The 16,279-nt window shown below is 73.3% G+C and carries 12 protein-coding genes and 2 pseudogenes; 4 read left to right on the top strand and 10 right to left on the bottom strand.

The features are described from left to right. Positions 1 to 47: 47 nt before the first annotated feature. The 5 genes and pseudogenes from AC5L3C_RS35135 to AC5L3C_RS35115 all read right to left on the bottom strand — a co-directional run bounded on the left by AC5L3C_RS35135 (position 48) and on the right by AC5L3C_RS35115 (position 4,360). Entirely contained in the window at positions 48 to 1,697 is a 1,650-nt protein-coding gene (locus AC5L3C_RS35135; RefSeq protein WP_493653128.1) for a phytoene desaturase family protein, read from the bottom strand. Next, complete coding sequence (locus tag AC5L3C_RS35130) at positions 1,690 to 2,196, bottom strand: SRPBCC family protein (protein ID WP_493653127.1); 507 nt, start codon at positions 2,194 to 2,196, stop codon at positions 1,690 to 1,692. The genes AC5L3C_RS35135 and AC5L3C_RS35130 overlap by 8 nt, the downstream gene beginning before the upstream one ends. 60 nt (positions 2,197 to 2,256) lie before the next feature. After that, positions 2,257 to 3,159: an oxygenase MpaB family protein gene (locus tag AC5L3C_RS35125; protein WP_493653126.1), complete on the bottom strand. Its 903-nt coding sequence runs from the start codon at positions 3,157 to 3,159 to the stop codon at positions 2,257 to 2,259. Positions 3,160 to 3,245: 86 nt separating this feature from the next. Next, on the bottom strand, positions 3,246 to 3,512 hold the full coding sequence (locus tag AC5L3C_RS35120; protein WP_493653125.1) for a hypothetical protein: 267 nt from the start codon (positions 3,510 to 3,512) through the stop codon (positions 3,246 to 3,248). 52 nt (positions 3,513 to 3,564) lie between these two features. Continuing rightward, positions 3,565 to 4,360, bottom strand: a pseudogene (locus AC5L3C_RS35115) (restriction endonuclease). A gap of 196 nt (positions 4,361 to 4,556) precedes the next feature. On the opposite strand from AC5L3C_RS35115, the gene AC5L3C_RS35110 reads away from it, so the two are divergent. Continuing rightward, a complete protein-coding gene (locus AC5L3C_RS35110) occupies positions 4,557 to 5,222 on the top strand; it encodes a GAF and ANTAR domain-containing protein (protein WP_493653124.1) in 666 nt (221 codons plus the stop codon). A 30-nt stretch (positions 5,223 to 5,252) separates the two neighbouring features. Here AC5L3C_RS35110 and AC5L3C_RS35105 read toward each other — a convergent pair whose 3' ends face one another. After that, on the bottom strand, positions 5,253 to 5,834 hold the full coding sequence (locus AC5L3C_RS35105; RefSeq protein WP_493653123.1) for an AMIN-like domain-containing (lipo)protein: 582 nt from the start codon (positions 5,832 to 5,834) through the stop codon (positions 5,253 to 5,255). Positions 5,835 to 5,999: 165 nt separating this feature from the next. Between AC5L3C_RS35105 and AC5L3C_RS35100 the strand changes: the two genes are divergently transcribed. Beyond that, the gene (locus AC5L3C_RS35100; protein WP_493653122.1) at positions 6,000 to 8,561 is read left to right on the top strand and encodes a SpoIIE family protein phosphatase; all 2,562 of its coding nucleotides are present in this window, start codon (positions 6,000 to 6,002) and stop codon (positions 8,559 to 8,561) included. A gap of 53 nt (positions 8,562 to 8,614) precedes the next feature. Here AC5L3C_RS35100 and AC5L3C_RS35095 read toward each other — a convergent pair whose 3' ends face one another. Next, positions 8,615 to 8,803 (bottom strand): hypothetical protein, encoded by a 189-nt coding sequence (locus AC5L3C_RS35095; RefSeq protein WP_493653121.1) that lies wholly within the window; start codon positions 8,801 to 8,803, stop codon positions 8,615 to 8,617. 139 nt (positions 8,804 to 8,942) lie between these two features. Here AC5L3C_RS35095 and AC5L3C_RS35090 point away from each other — a divergent pair, with 139 nt between their 5' ends. Together AC5L3C_RS35090 and AC5L3C_RS35085 are read left to right on the top strand one after the other, a co-directional pair. Then, a complete protein-coding gene (locus tag AC5L3C_RS35090) occupies positions 8,943 to 9,857 on the top strand; it encodes a DUF4232 domain-containing protein (RefSeq protein WP_493653120.1) in 915 nt (304 codons plus the stop codon). 191 nt (positions 9,858 to 10,048) lie between these two features. Then, positions 10,049 to 12,281: pseudogene (locus AC5L3C_RS35085) on the top strand (MMPL family transporter). Positions 12,282 to 12,340: 59 nt separating this feature from the next. On the opposite strand, the gene AC5L3C_RS35080 reads toward AC5L3C_RS35085, so the two are convergent. The 3 genes from AC5L3C_RS35080 to AC5L3C_RS35070 form a co-directional block, all read right to left on the bottom strand. Further along, positions 12,341 to 14,338: a DUF1996 domain-containing protein gene (locus AC5L3C_RS35080; RefSeq protein WP_493654156.1), complete on the bottom strand. Its 1,998-nt coding sequence runs from the start codon at positions 14,336 to 14,338 to the stop codon at positions 12,341 to 12,343. A gap of 282 nt (positions 14,339 to 14,620) precedes the next feature. Further along, on the bottom strand, positions 14,621 to 15,295 hold the full coding sequence (locus tag AC5L3C_RS35075) for a lytic polysaccharide monooxygenase auxiliary activity family 9 protein (RefSeq protein ID WP_493653119.1): 675 nt from the start codon (positions 15,293 to 15,295) through the stop codon (positions 14,621 to 14,623). A 346-nt stretch (positions 15,296 to 15,641) separates the two neighbouring features. Further along, entirely contained in the window at positions 15,642 to 16,274 is a 633-nt protein-coding gene (locus AC5L3C_RS35070; protein ID WP_493653118.1) for a GNAT family N-acetyltransferase, read from the bottom strand. Positions 16,275 to 16,279: the final 5 nt, after the last annotated feature.

The following is a 16,279-nucleotide window of genomic DNA, read 5'->3' as shown; positions in this document are numbered from 1 at the left end:
GTGCCGGGGTCCCGGGGGTGGGGCTCCCGGCCGGGGTGCGGCGCCGGTCATCCCGTGCCCGGCCGCGGGCCCCTGTCCGGCTGCCTGCGGCCGGTGCGGTCGCGGTGGGTCAGCAGGCGCTGTGCCCCGGCCAGCCCGGGGGCCAGATGCCGGCGCAGGGCGGCGCGTGCGGCGTTGGCGCCGGGCGCGCCGTGCACACCGCCGCCGGGATGGGCGCCGGCGGATGCCAGGTACAGGCCCTTGACGGGCGTTTCGGGGCGCCCGGTGCCGGGGGCCGGGCGGAAGAACAGCTGTTGGTGCATGGCCGCGGTGCCGCCGTTGATGGCTCCGCCGTGCAGGTTGCGGTCGAGGGACTGGAGCGTGGGCGGCGCCAGGATGCGCCGGGCCCGGATGCGGGACCGGAAGCCGGGAGCGAAGCGTTCCACGTGGCGCTCGACCCGGTCGGCCATGATCTCCTGCTCCTTGGGGTCCCAGGCCCCGGTGAGGGACTCCTCGCCCGCGTCCCGGGCGACGTCGTGGGGCACGTGCGTGTACGCCCACGCGGACTCGGTTCCCCGGGGGGAGCGGGACGGGTCGGCGGTCGTCATCTGGCCGAACAGGCAGAAGGGCCGGTCCGGGATGCTGCCAGTGGCGAGCTGGGCGGCGAACCGGGTGAGCTCGTCGAGACCGTCCGCGAGGTGGACGGTCCCGGCGCCGGCGGCCTGCTCGCAGCTCCAGGGCACCGGGCCGTCCAGGGCCCAGTCGACCTTGAAGGTGGCGAAGTCCCACTGGAAGCGCCGCAGGTCGGACAGCAGCTGGGCGGGAAGGTGCTCGGGGCCGACGAGTTCGCCGTACAGGGCGGGCACGGACACGTCGGCGAGGACGGCACGGTCCGCCGTCACCGTCTCGCCGCCCGCGGTGCGCACTCCGGCGGCTCGTCCGTCGCGCACGAGGACGCGGTCCACGCGCTGCCCGCAGCGCAGCACGCCGCCGCGCTCCTCCAACCGGCGGGCGAGGGCCTCGGTGAGGGCACCGGAGCCCCCGGCCGGCACGGGGAAGCCGTAGGTCTGTCCGAGCATCGACATCAGCCAGCCGAAGCCGCCGCTGCCCGCCGCCTCGGGTGCCAGGTCGGCGTGGAGCGCGTTGCCGGCCAGCAGCAGGCCTCCGCCCTCACCGCGGAACTCCTCCTGCGCCATGCGGCGCACGGGCAGCACCAGGGTGCGCGCCATGCGCAGACCGCCGGTGCCGCGGAGCCGGACGGCCAGCCGGATGCCGGACCGCAGGGGCGGGAAGGGCGTGAACAGGGCGTCCAGCAGGTCGGGCCGCAGGCTTTCCCACATGTCGTGCAGCCGGTGCCAGGCGGCCCCGTCCCCCGGCGCGAAGGAGTCCAGCGAGGCGGCCGTGACGTCGACACGGCGGTCGAGGACCGCGCACCGGCCGTCGCTCAGCGGGTGGGCGACGACGTGCGGGGCGTGGCTCCAGCGCAGCCCGTGGCGCTCCAGGCGCAGTCCGGAGACGACCGGGGAGGCGGCGGCGAGCGGGTAGAAGGAGCTGCAGAGGTCGCTGACGAAGCCGGGGTCGGCGCCCCGGTCGTGGCGCACGGCGCCGCCGGGCTCCGGCTGCTCCTCCAGGACCTCGACGCCCCAGCCGGCGTCGGCGAGCAGGTTGGCCGCGACCAGGCCGTTGGGCCCGGCCCCGATGACCACGGCGTCAGGCACGGGCGCCTCCCGCGTCGGGTTCCGGTGCGACGACCTGGCCCATGGGCCGGCGCCGTTCCTCCTCCGCCGCCTCGTCCTCGCAGAGTGTCGCCAGCCGGGCGAGCATGGCGCGGTGGCGGATCTGGATCAGCGCCTCCACGCCCACGTTGTGCACCAGGCCGCCCGCTCCGCGCAGCGGATGCTCGTCCACGATCACCAGACAGTGGTCGCCCCAGGGGCGCAGTTCGATGGCGATCCGCGCCGTGCCGAGCGGTCCCGCCTTGGCCTCGAGCTCCAGGGCCTCGCCCGGCACACAGCGCCGTACGACGGTCTCGTTGGTCAGGCACAGCGGGCCGAACCGCACCTCGTAGCCGATCGCGGAGCCGACTTCCGGCCAGTGTCCGCGCACCGGCTCGGACGACGAGGTGCCCACCACCCAGTCCGCGTAGCGGGTGCCGTCCTCCAGTACGGACCATACGGCCCGCGGACTCGTTCGAATCAGACGATGACGTACGGCCACTTCGACCTCCCGTGTCCCTGAGCGGCGCCGGCCAGCACTGAGTGCCCCCTCTGACGCGGGTCAACCGGAGGCGGGCCGCGGAGCGGGGCCGGCGGTCCCGGGACGGGTCGGCGCGAGGGCCCAGCGGATGCCCGCGGTGACGGCCGTGCCCAGCGGGCGGACGCACACGCTCTCGGCCGGGGGCACGCGGGGCAGCCGCAGGGCGCGGGAGGCCCAGCCCGGCAGGAGGGACACGGCGTTGGCGGCGAGGATGCCGTACGGCAGCCGGGCAAGCAGCGGGACGGGCGGGTCGAGCAGCAGGAAGCGGGCCGTGCTGCGGGCCTCGGGAGTGGCGCGCAGCTCGGGGCGGTAGGCGGCCAGCCGCTCGTCGAGTCCGGCACGGTCGACCGGCGGGTCGGGTATGCCGAGGGCGGTGGCGATGCGCGCCATGTCGGCGACATAGTCGTCGCAGCCCTGCGCGTCCAGGGGGTGGGCGCCGTAGCGCTGGTGGGCGCGCAGGAAGCTGTCGACCTCCGCGATGTGCACCCAGCACAGCAGGCGGGGGTCGGCGGCCCAGTACTCCTCGCCGTCCGCGGTGGTGCCGCGCACCGTCTCGTGCACGGCCCGCACCCGGTCGACGGCCCGCTGGGCGGCGTCGGCGGTGCCGTAGGTGGTGACGGCGAGGAAGGTGCTGGTCCGCTGGAGCCGGCCCCAGGGGTCGCCGCGGAACCCGGAGTGCCCGGCGACGGCGGCCATGGCCAGCGGGTGGAGCGACTGGAGCAGGAGCGCCGACAGGCCGCCGATGAACATCGAGGCGTCCCCGTGCACCCTTCTGACCGGCCGCTCGGGACCGAACCAGCGCGGTCCCGGTGTGCCGTGGATGCGCGCGCGGCTGTCCTGGCCGTCCGGTCCGGCCACTCTGGAGAAGATGGCGTGCCCGATCCGGTCGCGCAGCACCGTGCCGCCTTCCGTCAGCAGTCCCATGGCTCGCTCCGCCCTCCTCGCGCCCCGCGCCGGCCGTGGACGCCCTACCGCTACGTCTGCCCCGGTCCCCCGCGCGCCCACACCGCTCAGGGGACGTCGCCCCACCAGTCGTACACCCGGCCGCCGGGGCTGCGGGGCACGTACACCGAGCGCCCGCCCGCGCCGTAGCGGCCTATCTCCGTGCGCAGGCCGACGCCGTCCCTCAGTTCCGTCTCGGTGCGGCCCGTCACGTCCAGCAGCAGACCGTCCAGCGGTCCGCCGGCCAGCTCCACGTACGCTCTGCCCTCGCGCGGGCCGGGATCCTCGTGGTCCGCTCCGTAGACCCGGCCGCGCATGAACTCCAGCTCGTCCATGTCGGAAGGGTGGCACCCGCCACTGACAATCGGCGCCCGGCAGGCGCGGTGCTCAGCCCTCCGGGCCGTCGGCGGGCGCCGTCCACGGTGCCGGTTCCCGGCCCTCGCTCCAGGCGAGCAGAGCGTCCCGGCCGACGCACACGATGCCGCACCGGCCGGCGTAGTCCTCGGCCGGTCCGGTGAAGTCGCCGGTGGTCACGACGAGCGCGACGTCCGCCTCGTGGACGGTGTAGCAGGTGCCGCCGAAGCGCTGCAGGTCCTGCGAGCCGACCTTGTTGTCGTCGCCGTAGCGCTTGCACTGGACGACCAGGCGGCGGCCATCGGGGCCAGCGCCACCACATCGGCCCCCAGGTCCCCGGCGCCGCCGACGACCTCCACCTGTGAGCAGCCGTCCCGGGCGCACAGGGCCGCTATCGCCTCCTCGAACTCCTCGGGGCTCAGCGCGTCGAAGGGGCTGAGGGCGTCGGCGGGGCTGAGGGCATCGAAGAGGCCGTCGCCCCCGGGGGCCGGTGTCCCGGGGGCGGGCGGGCCGGGGGCGGGCGGCGGTGTCTCGAGGGCGTCGAGCGCGGTCACCGTGGCCTGTTCCAGGGCCTCGCCCGCCCGGCGGGCGAGCACGGACGCCGGCATCCGCCGGCGCTGCGCGCGTGGGCCAGGACGGTGGCGGCGGCCAGGCAGCACAGCACGACCGCCCACACCGGGCGCCGTTGGGCGGCCCCGGCCAGCGCGCGCACCACGAGGCCGCCCGTGGCCAGGGCCGTGGCGAGGAGGCCGAGGTACATGGCGGTCGCGCGCAGGTCGAAGCGGCGTGCGCGGGGCATCGGACGCGTGCGGTGCTCGGGCATGGTCACCGTGGAGGTTCCCTTCTCCGGGGCGGCGGAAGGCGCCCGCCGGGAGGAACCGGGAGCGCCGTCGAAGATCACGTACGCCGTCTGCCCGGGATCGGGGCGTTCACGGCGTGCCGCGGACGCACTCCGGGTAAACGGTGGATGCCGGCAGAGTCGATCAGGGAGGCGGACGGTGGACTGGCGGGGATTCGCTCGGCAGATGGCTTCGATGGCCCGGGATCTTCTGGCGGAACACACCCTCGACTCCACCCTGGAGCAGATCACGCGCTCGGCGGTGGACCTCGTGGACGGCTGCGACGCGGCCGGGATCCTCGTCCTGCGGGGAAACCGGGTGAGTTCACTGGCGCCCACCGAGCCGATGGTGACCGAGAGCGACCGGCTCCAGGAGCGCCTGGGCGAGGGGCCCTGCTTCGATGCCGCGCGGCCCGACCGCTCCGAACGGGTCTTCCGCATCCCCGACTTCACCGCGCAGCCGGAACGCTGGACGTCGTTCGTGCCCCGCGGCCGGGAGCTCGGGGTGGGCAGCATGATGGGGTTCCTGCTCTACACGCGGGAGGAGGAACTGGGCGCCCTGAACATGTACTCCCGCAAGGCGGGGACGTTCACCGAGGACAGCGAGACGGCGGGCTGGCTGCTGGCCTCCCACGCGGCGGTGGCCTTCTCCACCGCCGTGAGCGACGCCCAGTTGCAGGAGGCCATCGCCACCCGGCATCTGATCGGTGAGGCGATGGGCATCCTGATGGGGCGGCATCACATCACCGAGGACCAGGCCTTCGACATACTGCGCACGCAGTCCCAGCGCACCAACACCAAGCTGCGGGACGTGGCGCGCCGGGTCTGCGAGACCGGCACCGCGCGGGAGTGAGCGCGCGGCGTCCGGCCCCGTGCGGACGGCTCAGCGGCTGCCCGTCCAGTTGTGGGCGACATCGATCACGAGGCGGTCCTGGAGCTCCAGGACGCGGAACGGCAGCCGTGCGCGCACGCCCAGGCCGACCTGGGTCTCGCCCTCGAAGCTGCCGCCGAAGCGCGCGTCGCGGAAGGTGCGGTACCCGGTGAGGTCGACGCCCGGCAGGGGACGCGTGGCGCGGGCGGGGTAGGTGGGCTCGCCGGTCTCGGCGGCGTAGGAGGGTGCGGTCACCCGCACCTCCAGGACGGCGCCGCCGGCGACGGGCACGGGCCGGCCCGATCCGTCCTGGTGCAGCGTGTCGACGTAGCGCACGGAGTAGCCGAGGTCGCCGCGCCCCGCACCGGGCACGTCGACGACCATCCGGTCGAAGCAGTCGTGCCGGCCGGTCCGGATGTTCCGCACCGGTGTGACGGTGCTGTCGGTGTCCGCCTCGGCGAGACTGCCCCAGCCGGTGGGGCAGGCCGTGGCCTGGGCGGATGCCGCCGGGGCGGCCACGGCGGGGACCGCGGCCGTGGCCAGGGCCGTACCCATGAGCAGGAGTGTGGCGCAGATTGTTCTTGGTTGAAGCATTTTCGGCCCCCTGGGCTCGCATCCAGCTGATATCGGGTGAGACGAGCGAGATGCCCGGAAGGTTGCGGTTCAGTTCCGGCCGGTCGCCGGACCGGCGGTCATGGCACATCCTGGGGGAAGGCGAACGAATGGATGTCCCGTGCGTCCGCACCGGGAGGGCGCGACATGGATGACGCAGCCGCCGTACCGCATGGGGAGCGGCCGGCAGGCATGCTCGGGCCGGAGGCGGAAGGGGCGGGGAGCGCGCACCCGGAGGCCCGTATCGAGGACGCACTCGCCGAGCCGGTGGTGGCGGCGGTCCAGGGCGTCGGCGGATACGGCGGTCTGGTCTATCTGCGTTCGCGCGACCGGCGGTCCCTGGTGCTCTGTGTGGTGTCCGGTGTCCCCCGGTCGCTGCTGCGGCCGTGGTGGCGGATCCCGGTGGGCGGTGCGCTGCCGATGTCCGAGGCGTACCGCAGGGGCGAGGATCTGTGGCTGCCGGACGAGCGGGCGACGATGCTGCGCTTTCCGCAGTTCACCGCCGCGCTGCCGTATTCGTTCGCCCATGCCTACCGCCCGGTGCGGGTCGGCGGTGAGACCGTGGGGGTCCTGGCCGTGCTGCGTTCGGCCACCCGGGAGCCGTCGCACGTGCACGTGGTGAGGGCGGCGCTGCGCGAGGCCGGGCGGGACATGGAGCGGCGGCTCACCGCGTTCGCCCGGCGGGCGCCCGGCCGGGAGGGCCCGGACGCCGTCGCCTACGGCATCGACTACGACGACCAGCCGGTGAACGTGCGCCTGCCCACACCGCCCGGGCGGGCGGTGAAGATCGGCATGATCGAGTGGGACCTGGACCACGACCGCTGGTCGGGGGACGACGACGCGCTGTGCCTGCTGGGCGTCACCCGGGAGGAGTTCGGCGGCACCATGGCGGAGGTCGCGGCCCGGGTCAGCCCCGACGACCAGCACGAACTACGGGCGAGCCGACGGGAGGCGGAGGACACCGGGCAGGTCAGGGCCCGGCGCTTCAGAGTGCTGGACGAGCCCGCGGACGGCGGCCGGCCGCGGTACCGGCCGGTGGAGCTGTGGGGCCATGTCGTGCGGGTGGAGCGGGCCGCCCGGACGCTGGTGGGCGCCCTGATCGACGCGGCGGGCGGGGTCACCGCGGCGGAGGCCGCGGAGCGGCTGCCCGACGGCCTGTTCTCCCTCGACCAGGACGGCCGGGTGATCTACGCCAACCGGCGCTGCCAGGAGCTGCTGGGGTGCGAGCTGGAACAGCTGCTCGGCCACCATCCGTGGCAGGTGCTCACCTGGCTGCGCGACCCCGCCTACGAGGACCACTACCGGGCGGCGATGCTGTCGCAGGAACCGGTGTCGTACCTGGTGCGCGATCCGGACGGGGTCTGGCTGGGGTTCGTGCTCCATCCCGGTGTGCACGGGCTGACCGGCCGCGTCTTTCGCACCGACGCCCCGGCCGGGGCGGAGCCGGGCGGAGCCCTGGCACCGGCCGGGGCGCCCACGGAGCTGGTCGCGCCGACCCGCGCGGGGGCGCTCTACCACGTGGTGCAGATGGCCAGTGTGCTGACCGAGGCCGTCACCGTCAGGGACGTGTGCCGGGCCGTCGGCGAGCAGCTGCTGCCCGGGTTCGGCGCGCGGGAGATCGCCCTCTACACGGTCCGTGACGGCCGGATGTACCTGCTGTGGGAGTCCGGCTACCCGCACGACTTCCTCGAGCCGTTCGAAGGTGTCCCCCTGGACGCCAACCTGCCCGGCGTGCACGCGCTGACCACCCGGCTCCCGCTCTTCTTCGAGTCGCCCGAGGCGCTGGTGACCGCCTATCCCGGGATCCCGCTGGACACGATGGGCGCCTGGGCGTTTCTGCCGCTGATCGCCTCCGGGCATCCGGTCGGCTCGTGCATCCTCGGCTGGGACGCACCGCACCGGTTCACTCCCGAGGAGCGCAGTGCGCTGACCGCGCTGGGCGGGCTGACCGCGCAGGCGATGGAGCGGGCCCGGCTCTACGACGCGGAGTCCGCCGTGGCGCGCGGCCTCCAGGAGGGGCTGCTGCCGCACCGGCTGCCGGCGATCGACCGGATGCGCACCACCGGCCGCTACCTCCCGGGCACGCAGGGCATGGCCATCGGCGGGGACTGGTACGACGTGATCCGGACGGGGCGGGGGGTGGCCCTGGTGATCGGTGACGTCGAGGGGCACAGCGTGGGCGCCGCGGCCGTCATGGGGCAGCTGCGCAGCGCGGTGCACGCCTTCGCGGCGAGCGGCCGGCCGCCGCAGGAGGTCATCACCCACACCAACCGGCTGCTGGTGGAGCTGGAGACGGACGTCTTCGCCACCTGCTGCTACATCGAGCTCGAGCCCGACACCGGCCGTGCCCTGGCCGTCCGGGCGGGTCATCCCCCGCCGCTGCTGCGGCATCCCGACGGGCGCACCGAGAGCCTGCACCTGCCCGGGGGTGTGCTGCTCGGTGTGCAGCCGGACGCCGTCTACCCGGTCACGAGCCTCACCCTGGCTCCCGGGAGTGTGCTCGCCCTGTACACGGACGGGCTGGTCGAGACGCCGGGCGATGACATCGGGACGGGGATCGAGAAGGTCCGTCTCGCACTGGCCCGCAGCGGTACCCGCTCCGTGGAGGCGCTGGCCGACCAGCTGATCCGCACCGCCCGCAGGGCGGAGGACCGGCCCGACGACGTGGCGCTGCTGCTGACGGCGTACGACTGGGGCAGCGGCGACTGACACCCGAGCCCGCCGCGGGTGCCCTGGTCACCCGGGCCCGCGCAGGTCCCGGCTCACAGGCAGTAGCGCACCAGCCACTCGTCCGGGTCGTAGGCGTGGCGGGCCGGGTCGGGCGCCGCGGCCGGCCGTTCCTCGACCATGTCCTCCACCCGGACCGGCTCCGGGAGACGTCCGAAACGGGCGTGGCGTGCGGCGGCGGCTCCGTCCGCGTCCTCGTGCGTGTGCACCGTCCCCTGGCTCACGACAACTCCCCTCCGCGGCCCGCCGGCGCTCCCCAGGTCGGACAGCACGGCGGCCTCTTGAACGAGTTTCCCACACCGGGCACCGGAAGCGTGGCTTCCGTCACAGCCGACAGCGGGCGGTTACTGATCCACTTCGCCCATGCGCACCGCTATCCTCCCTCTCTCCTCCGTCCTGGCCGGCGCCCTGTTCCTGACCGCGTGCGGAACCGGGCGGGCCGGCGACCCGGCCGCCGGCCCGTCCGCACCGGAGGGCCCGTGCGGCGAGCGGCCCTCGAACGCGTCGGCCTCTCCCCCGCCGGGGCCCGCCGACGCGGAGCACGACGGGGTCCGGATCACCGGATTCGCCGGCGGGAACAAGGGGTGCGCCGCGTTCGAGGTCACCCACACCGGGGCCGAACCCTTCACCTACACGATCACGTTCGACCTCCTCTCGGACGCCGGGTCGGTGCTGGACAACACCGAGCGGACCGTCGAGGACGTCGCTCCGGGCCGTACGGTCCGCGACACGTTCACGCCGGCCGAGTCGACGGTGGGCTCGCGGAAGGTGAGCGGGGTACGGATCGCCAAGGTGCGCAGCGTCCCGGCCGACGAGGCGCCGAACACCCACGGGCCGTGCCCCGCGTCCGGGGTGCGGGTGTACGCGGACGACGGCGACGCGGCCATGGGGCTGCGGGTCGTCTCCGTGCACTTGGAGAACTGCGGCACCGAGCCCTACGAGCTGCACGGGTACCCCGAGGTGCGGCTCCACGACGAGGACCACGAGCCGGTGGACGGCGTACGGATCCTGCGCGACGGCAGCTCCGTCGCCGGCGGCACGGGGGCGGACGGGCCCGCCCTGCCGCTGGTGGTGCAGCCGGGCGAGGGTGCGTGGGCAGGGCTGGTGTGGCGCAACACGACGCTGGCGGGTACGCCGGTGCACGCTCCCTATGCGCGGGTGCGGGTGAAGTCCGGGGCGGACTGGGTGACGGTCGTGCCCGAGGTGGACCTCGGGACGACCGGGAAGCTGGCGGTGGGGCCGTGGAAGAAGCGGGAGGAGTCCGCGGTGGAGCGCTGAGGCCGGGCTGATCCCGCCCCCGCCGGCCCTTCCCGTCCCGACCCGGGGGCGCTGCCCCCGGATCCCCGCTCCTCAAACGCCGGAGGGGCAGAAGTTCAGCGGGTGGCCGTCGGGATGCCGGGGGGGAACGGGCGCGTCTGTAATGGTGGGGGCGGCCGAGAACGGCTCGGCCCGGCGGAGGAGACGCGCCTATGCCGTCCAGGGCCACCACGGACCTGCCGAATGCGGGTGTGCTGCGGCGGCTCGGCGAGTGGTGCGCACGGCACTTCCTCGTCGTGATCGTGGCCTGGCTGGTGGCTCTCGTGGCGCTCCAGGTCGCGAGCCGCTCGGTCGGCGGAACCTACAGCGACAACTTCACCCTCCCGGACTCCCAGTCCCAGCAGGGCATCGAGGTGCTGCAACAGCACGATCCGCAGGCCGGCGGCTACAGCAGTCAGATCGTCCTGCACGACGACCAGCAGCAGCTCACGGCCCTCGGCAGCCAGATGTCCACCGCCGTCGGTGACCTGGAGAAGCTGCCGCACGTCCTGTCCGCGCAGAACCCGCTGTCCGCACCCTCCGCCTCCGGCCAGTCGGGGCCGAACGTCGGGCCCCTGTCCTCCGACGGCCGGACGGCGTACATCACGGTCCGCTTCGACGTGCAGCCGTCGACCCTGGGCGACGACTATCTGCACGGGGTGGACGACGCCGTACAGCCGCTGCGGGACGCGGGCGTGCAGGTCGAGTACGGCGGACCGCTGGGCGAGCTGGCCCGTCCCACGCCCGACGACCGGGTGAGCGAGCTGATCGGGTTCGCCGTGGCGATCGTGGTCCTGCTGATCGGCTTCGGCAGTGTGCTCGCCGCCGGCATCCCCCTCCTGACGGCACTGATCGGGGTGGTCGCCGGTCTCGCCGTGCTCGGGCTGCTGGCCGCGGCGTTCACCTTCGCCACGGTGTCACCGACCCTGGCGACGATGATCGGCCTCGGTGTCGGCATCGACTACGCGCTGTTCCTGATCACCCGGTACCGGCAGGACGTCATGGACGGCGAGGATCCGGTGCGGGCGGCCGGGCACGCCACCTCGACGAGCGGACGTGCGGTGCTGGTCTCCGGCTGTACGGTGATCATCGCGCTGGCGGGTCTGTCCGCGTCCGGGGTGTCGTTCATCTCCAAGCTGGGAATCGCCGCGGCCGTCACCGTCGTCTCCGCCGTCGTCGCGGCGCTCACCCTGGTGCCCGCGCTGCTGGGTCTGACCGGCCGGCGCATCGACCGCTGGCGGGTGCGCCGTCCCGTCGCGGAGACCGACGCCGCGTCAGGTGCCGAGCCGCACGGCACCTGGCACCGGTACGCCCAGCGGGTGGCGCGCCGTCCATGGACGTTCCTCGCGGCGGGCGTGGCCACGATCGCCGTTCTCGCCGTCCCGGTGTTCTCTCCAGCTGGGTCACATCGGGGACGGCGCGGATCCCACGTCCTTCACGGACCGCCGCGCCTACGACCTGATGACCGACGCGTTCGGTGCCGGCTCCAACGGTCCGCTCACCGTCGTCATCGACCAGTCCTCCGTACCGGGCTCCGAGCGTTCCGGACTGGCCTCGCAGGCGCAGCAGACCCTGGACGGCGTGGAGGGGGCGGCGGCGGTCACGCCGCTCACTCCCACCCAGGACGGCGACGTGCTGGTCGGCACGGTGTACTCGTCGGCCTCACCGCAGAGTTCCACGACCACCGACCTCGCCAACCGCCTGGTGAACGACACCCTGCCGGAGGCCGTGCGGGGCACGGACGCGCAGACCTACGTCACCGGGACGACGGCGGCGCAGGTCGACTTCCGTGACCTCGTCGCCGAACGGCTGCCGCTGATCATCGCCGTGGTGGTCGCGCTGGCCTTCCTGATCATTCTGGCGGTGTTCCGCGGGCTGCTGGTCGCCGTCAAGGCGGCGGTCCTCAACGTGCTGTCCATCACCGCGTCGTACGGCGTCGTCGTCGCCGTCTTCCAGTGGGGCTGGGGCGGGCCGGCGCTGGGCGTCTCCGGCACGGTGCCGATCGAGAGCTATGTGCCGATGATGATGTTCGCCATCATCTTCGGGCTGAGCATGGACTACGAGATCTTCCTGCTCTCCCGCGTCCACGAGGCCTGGCTGCGCACCGGTGACGCCAGGACGGCGGTCGCGCACGCCCTGGAGATCACCGCGCGGGTCATCACCTGTGCCGCGCTGATCATGGTGAGTGTGTTCGCGGCGTTCATCGTCAGCGACAACGTCGTGGTCAAGATGCTCGGTCTGGGCCTGGCCGTCAGCGTGCTCATCGACGCCACCGTCGTACGGCTGCTGATGGTGCCCGCGGTGATGACCCTGCTGGGCAGGCACGCGTGGTGGACGCCGCGGTGGCTGGACAGGATCCTGCCGCACATCGACGCGGAGGGGGAGGGCGCGCCGGCCACCCGCTGACGCACGAGGCGGCAGGCCCCGCGAGGGGACCTGCCGCCGTCGGTGTGCCACGGACCGGATCAGGCGTTGCGCCGCACGCTCCGCAGGACGAAGAACCCGAAGATCACCAGCACTCCGCCGATCGCGGCCGGCCAGAGCTGGGCCCCGGTCTCGGCGAGGCTGCCGGACTGGCCCTGCGCCTCGGTCTTGTCGTCGAGTTCGGGGAGGCTGCCGGGCACCTGGGCGGCCTGGGCCGCCTGTCCGCCGTCGCCGTTGCCGCCCTTGTCGCCGTCCTGGTCACCGGCGTCGCCGCCGTTGCCGGCCGGGGTGGAGGACTTGACGTCGGGCTGCGCGGTGTTGTCGCCCTTCCCGGGCTCATCGGCGCCCGGGTCCTGCGTCGGCTGCTCCTGCTTGCCGTCGCCCTGGTCGGCGCCGTCGTTGTTCTGGTCGCCTCCGTCGTCGTTCTGCTTGCCGTCGTCGCCGGGCTTGTCGCCGCCGTCGTTCTGGTTGTCGTCGTTGTTCTGGTTGCCGTCGTCGCCCTGGCCCGGGTCGGCGGTGGGCTCGTCGCCCGGCTCCTCGCCGCCGTTGCCGCCGTCGCCGTTGCCTCCGTCACCATTGCCGCCGTCGCCGTTGCCCGCGCCGGCGCCGCAGGTGCGGCCCTCGTTGATGCAGTCGACCACCTTGTTCATCAGGTCCTCGTCGAAGACGTTGATGAAGTCGCCGTGGTCCGTGATCGGCTTGTGCAGCTGCTCCGGGAAGGAGTCGACCGCGAACAGCGGAGTGGTCTTGCCGCCGTCCTCCAGGCTCGGCGCGTCCACGTCGTAGACGATGCGCTGCACCAGCTGCGGCACCGGCTTGAAGCCGGACGGGCAGTTGCCGGCCTCGTCCGTGAACGCCATGTGCGTACGGTGGTTGGCGCTGTCGATGTTGCGGCCGTCCCAGCAGCTCTGGAAGTCGAACGAGCGCACCACGTCACTGCCCTCGGGGCACAGCGGGTACTTGTCGGTCAGCTGCCGGTCCTCGAAGCCGGTGCAGCTCCAGGACGCGTTGGCGTTGGCGGGGCCGTTGACGAACGACTTGGCGTCACCGGTGATGATGCGCAGCAGCCGGGGCATGGCGGTGACCTCGCCCTGCGGGTTGCCCACGAAGGTCAGGGTGACCTCCTTGGGCGTGACGATCTCACCGACGTTGCCCTCGATGCCGCCGCCCGGGGAGTTGGCGTCCTGCTCCTCGGTCCCGTTCTGCAGACGCAGCACCGGCCAGTAGTACGCCGACTTGTCGCCCTGGTCCACGCAGGTGGTCTCCGCCTGCGCCAGGTCGTCGTCGCTGGAGAAGGCGTTGGTCGCCTGGTTGCCGATGTAGTCGTGGAAGTGGTGGGCGCCGTTGCTGACACCCGGCGCGGCGATCACGTTGTCCGAGTTGAACAGGCCGTTCTCGTTGACACCGCAGTCGCTGACGAAGGTGCCGCGGGAGGCGTTCGCCGTCTGCTTCGGCTGGGAGACGTTGGGCTCGACGCTCTGGATGTCGACGTAGTCACCGGCGACGGGGCCGTTGCCGGCCTGACCGCCGTTGCCGCCCTGTTCCTGGCCCTGCTCGTCGCCCTGCTGGTCCTCGCCCTGCTGGTCCTGGCCGTCGCCTGCGTCGCCGGCCTGGTCGCCTCCGTTGCCGTCGCCGCCCTGCTCGCCCTCCTGCCCGGCGGGGGCGTTGCCGGACTCGCGCACCGCACAGGCGGCGAGTTCCTCGAGGCCCTCGGGCCGGTCACCGACCCGGTCGATGGCGGTGGCGATGCGGGCGAGGGCCGCGGAGCGCTTCTCCTCCAGCGGTCCCGCGATCGCGTTCTGTGCGAAGGCCGGGTCCTGCCGGATGGCGTCCGCCGACTCGCCGAGCCGCTTGTAGGCCTCGGCGATCTGGGCGTCCAGACCGGCGAGTTCCTTGTCCACCTCCGCCCGTGCCTCCTCGGGCACCGACGTCAGCTGGGTGGCCACGTCCGGACAGTCGATCGTGGCGCCCGAGAGGACCTGGGCCTGGTCGGCGCCCGTCCCGTCCTCCGTCGCGGAAGCGTAGACGTTGGCCGCCATCATGCCGCCTCCCCCGAGGATCAGGGCGAAGGCGGCGAGAGTCGCGCGCTGTTTCGGGCGTCTGCGTGTGTTGCGTGCCAAGGCAGTACTCCTACGCTTCTGTCGCGGGGGGTCGGCATGGGATTCCCACGCCCCATACGCAAGCGGGCCGCCCGGTGTTCAAACGCCTCACAACTTCTTCCCCGAATCTCAGGAAACTCCCGCCCCGCGCACGCCGAATCCCCGCCGGAAGGGGGGTGTCCGGCGGGGACCCGGGAGCGGCAGTTGTGAAGTCGCGGCTGGTCAGCCGAAGTTCACGTCACTGCACAGGAAGTACGTCTGGTCCATGTGCGAGGCCTGCCAGATCGTGTAGACGACGTGGCGGCCGCTGAAGCCCGATGTGCTCACCGGGATCGAGTAGTTCTGGCTGGGGCCGTACGCGCCGGTGCGGGCCACCAGCTGGAGGTCGTCCCAGCCGAGGGCCTGGGTGGCGGGGTCGAAGCCCTGCCGGGTGACGTAGACGAGGAAGTAGTCCGCGCCGTGGCTGGCCTGGTCGTACAGCTGGACGGTGAAATCGTCGTTCACGTCCGTCGTCTTCCAGGCGCCCACCGTGTCCATGGAGTTGTAGCGCCCGCTCTCGGTGCGCCCGCCGCTGCACAGCTGGCCGTCGGGGACGACCGCCTGGAAGTTGCCGGCGGAGCCGTTGCGGTAGAGGCCGTTCCAGTTCCACATGGCGTTGGGGTCGTCCTGCCATGCCTGCCAGCACATGGGGTCCTCCTGAGCCATGGCCGGATTCTGGAAGTCGCTCCCCCACCGCTGCCAGCAGCCGTAGTTGCGGGAGGCGGGATCGATCACGGAGCCGTGGGCGACGGCGGTGCCGCTCCAGGGGATCAGGGAGAGCAGCGCGGCCACCGCGACGGTCAGGGCGAGCGACAGGCGGGTGCGGAGGGACTTTAAGTCATGCCCATGCCAATCCATGGGTTCCTTCCTTCCACTGTGGGGGTCGTGGGGATGCCGGTGAGCGCCCCCCGCCCGACTACATGGGAGCGCTCCCAATGCCCAGGCTGCGCCTCATGAGGCGCAGCGGCAACACGCATTTGCGCCACTTCCCGGAGGGCGGTGGCGCGTTCGACGCGTTGGGCACGTCCGGAGCTTTCAGCGCTTTCGGCACCTCCGACACGCTTGGCACGTCCCGCCGTCCCGCACGTTCCGCACTCGCGGCGCGCTCGGCACTTTCGGCACCTCCGACACGCTTGGCACGTCCCGACGTCCCGCACCTTCCGCACTCGCGGCGCGCTCGGCACTTTCGGCGGCCGCCCCGACCTCAGGGGCGGCCGGGATCCGCCGTCGTGCGCCCGAGGCACACGACCGAATCGTCCATCGGTACGTCGATCTCCTCGAAGCCCACCCGGTCGTAGAAGGCCCGGGCCGGCTTGTTGGCCACCGCCATCACCAGGTGCACGGCCGGGACGCCCGCGCCCCGCAGCGCCGTGAGGAAGGTCCGCATCAGCCCCCGGCCGTACCCGCGCCCCTGCCACTCGGGCAGCAGATCGATGTGCAGATGGGCCGGCCAGGCGGCCAGCTCGGGGAGGACCATCCGCTCCGGGTGGTGCAGCAGCGCGGCGATGTTCTCGTCCGGGGTGGACGGCGGGCCGGACGGCTCGGGATGGCGGTCGGCGACGAGGGGCAGCCAGTCCGTACGGAAGGCCCTGGCGAAGCGGACGGTGTCGGCGGTGCCGACGATGTAGCCGACCGCCCGGCCCTCCCCGTCGTCCACGACGAAGGCCAGTTCGGGCTCCAGATGGACGTAGGGCGCCGCGAACGTGTCCGGAAAGACACTGGGGTCGGCGTAATGGGGGCGGCTGTCCTGACCGTTGTGGGCGGTGCGGACGCAGATGTCGTCGAGGGCCGGCCGGTCCTCGACGCGGTACGGGCGGATCCTGGGGGACTCGGTCATGCCTG

The sequence above is a fragment of the Streptomyces speibonae genome, assembly GCF_984686075.1.
The sequence above is the reverse complement of the archived record's forward strand: the minus strand, read 5'-3'. Positions and strand labels throughout refer to the sequence as shown.

What these genes read in the sequence shown, in the direction of transcription:
- AC5L3C_RS35125 (WP_493653126.1), bottom strand. Translation starts at nt 3,159, where the DNA reads ATGGGACTGCTGACGGAAGGCGGCACGGTGCTGCGCGACCGGATCGGG.
- AC5L3C_RS35120 (WP_493653125.1), bottom strand. Translation starts at nt 3,512, where the DNA reads ATGGACGAGCTGGAGTTCATGCGCGGCCGGGTCTACGGAGCGGACCAC.
- AC5L3C_RS35110 (WP_493653124.1), top strand. Translation starts at nt 4,557, where the DNA reads ATGGCTTCGATGGCCCGGGATCTTCTGGCGGAACACACCCTCGACTCC.
- AC5L3C_RS35105 (WP_493653123.1), bottom strand. Translation starts at nt 5,834, where the DNA reads ATGCTTCAACCAAGAACAATCTGCGCCACACTCCTGCTCATGGGTACG.
- AC5L3C_RS35100 (WP_493653122.1), top strand. Translation starts at nt 6,000, where the DNA reads ATGGATGACGCAGCCGCCGTACCGCATGGGGAGCGGCCGGCAGGCATG.
- AC5L3C_RS35090 (WP_493653120.1), top strand. Translation starts at nt 8,943, where the DNA reads ATGCGCACCGCTATCCTCCCTCTCTCCTCCGTCCTGGCCGGCGCCCTG.
- AC5L3C_RS35080 (WP_493654156.1), bottom strand. Translation starts at nt 14,338, where the DNA reads ATGGCGGCCAACGTCTACGCTTCCGCGACGGAGGACGGGACGGGCGCC.
- AC5L3C_RS35075 (WP_493653119.1), bottom strand. Translation starts at nt 15,295, where the DNA reads ATGGATTGGCATGGGCATGACTTAAAGTCCCTCCGCACCCGCCTGTCG.
- AC5L3C_RS35070 (WP_493653118.1), bottom strand. Translation starts at nt 16,274, where the DNA reads ATGACCGAGTCCCCCAGGATCCGCCCGTACCGCGTCGAGGACCGGCCG.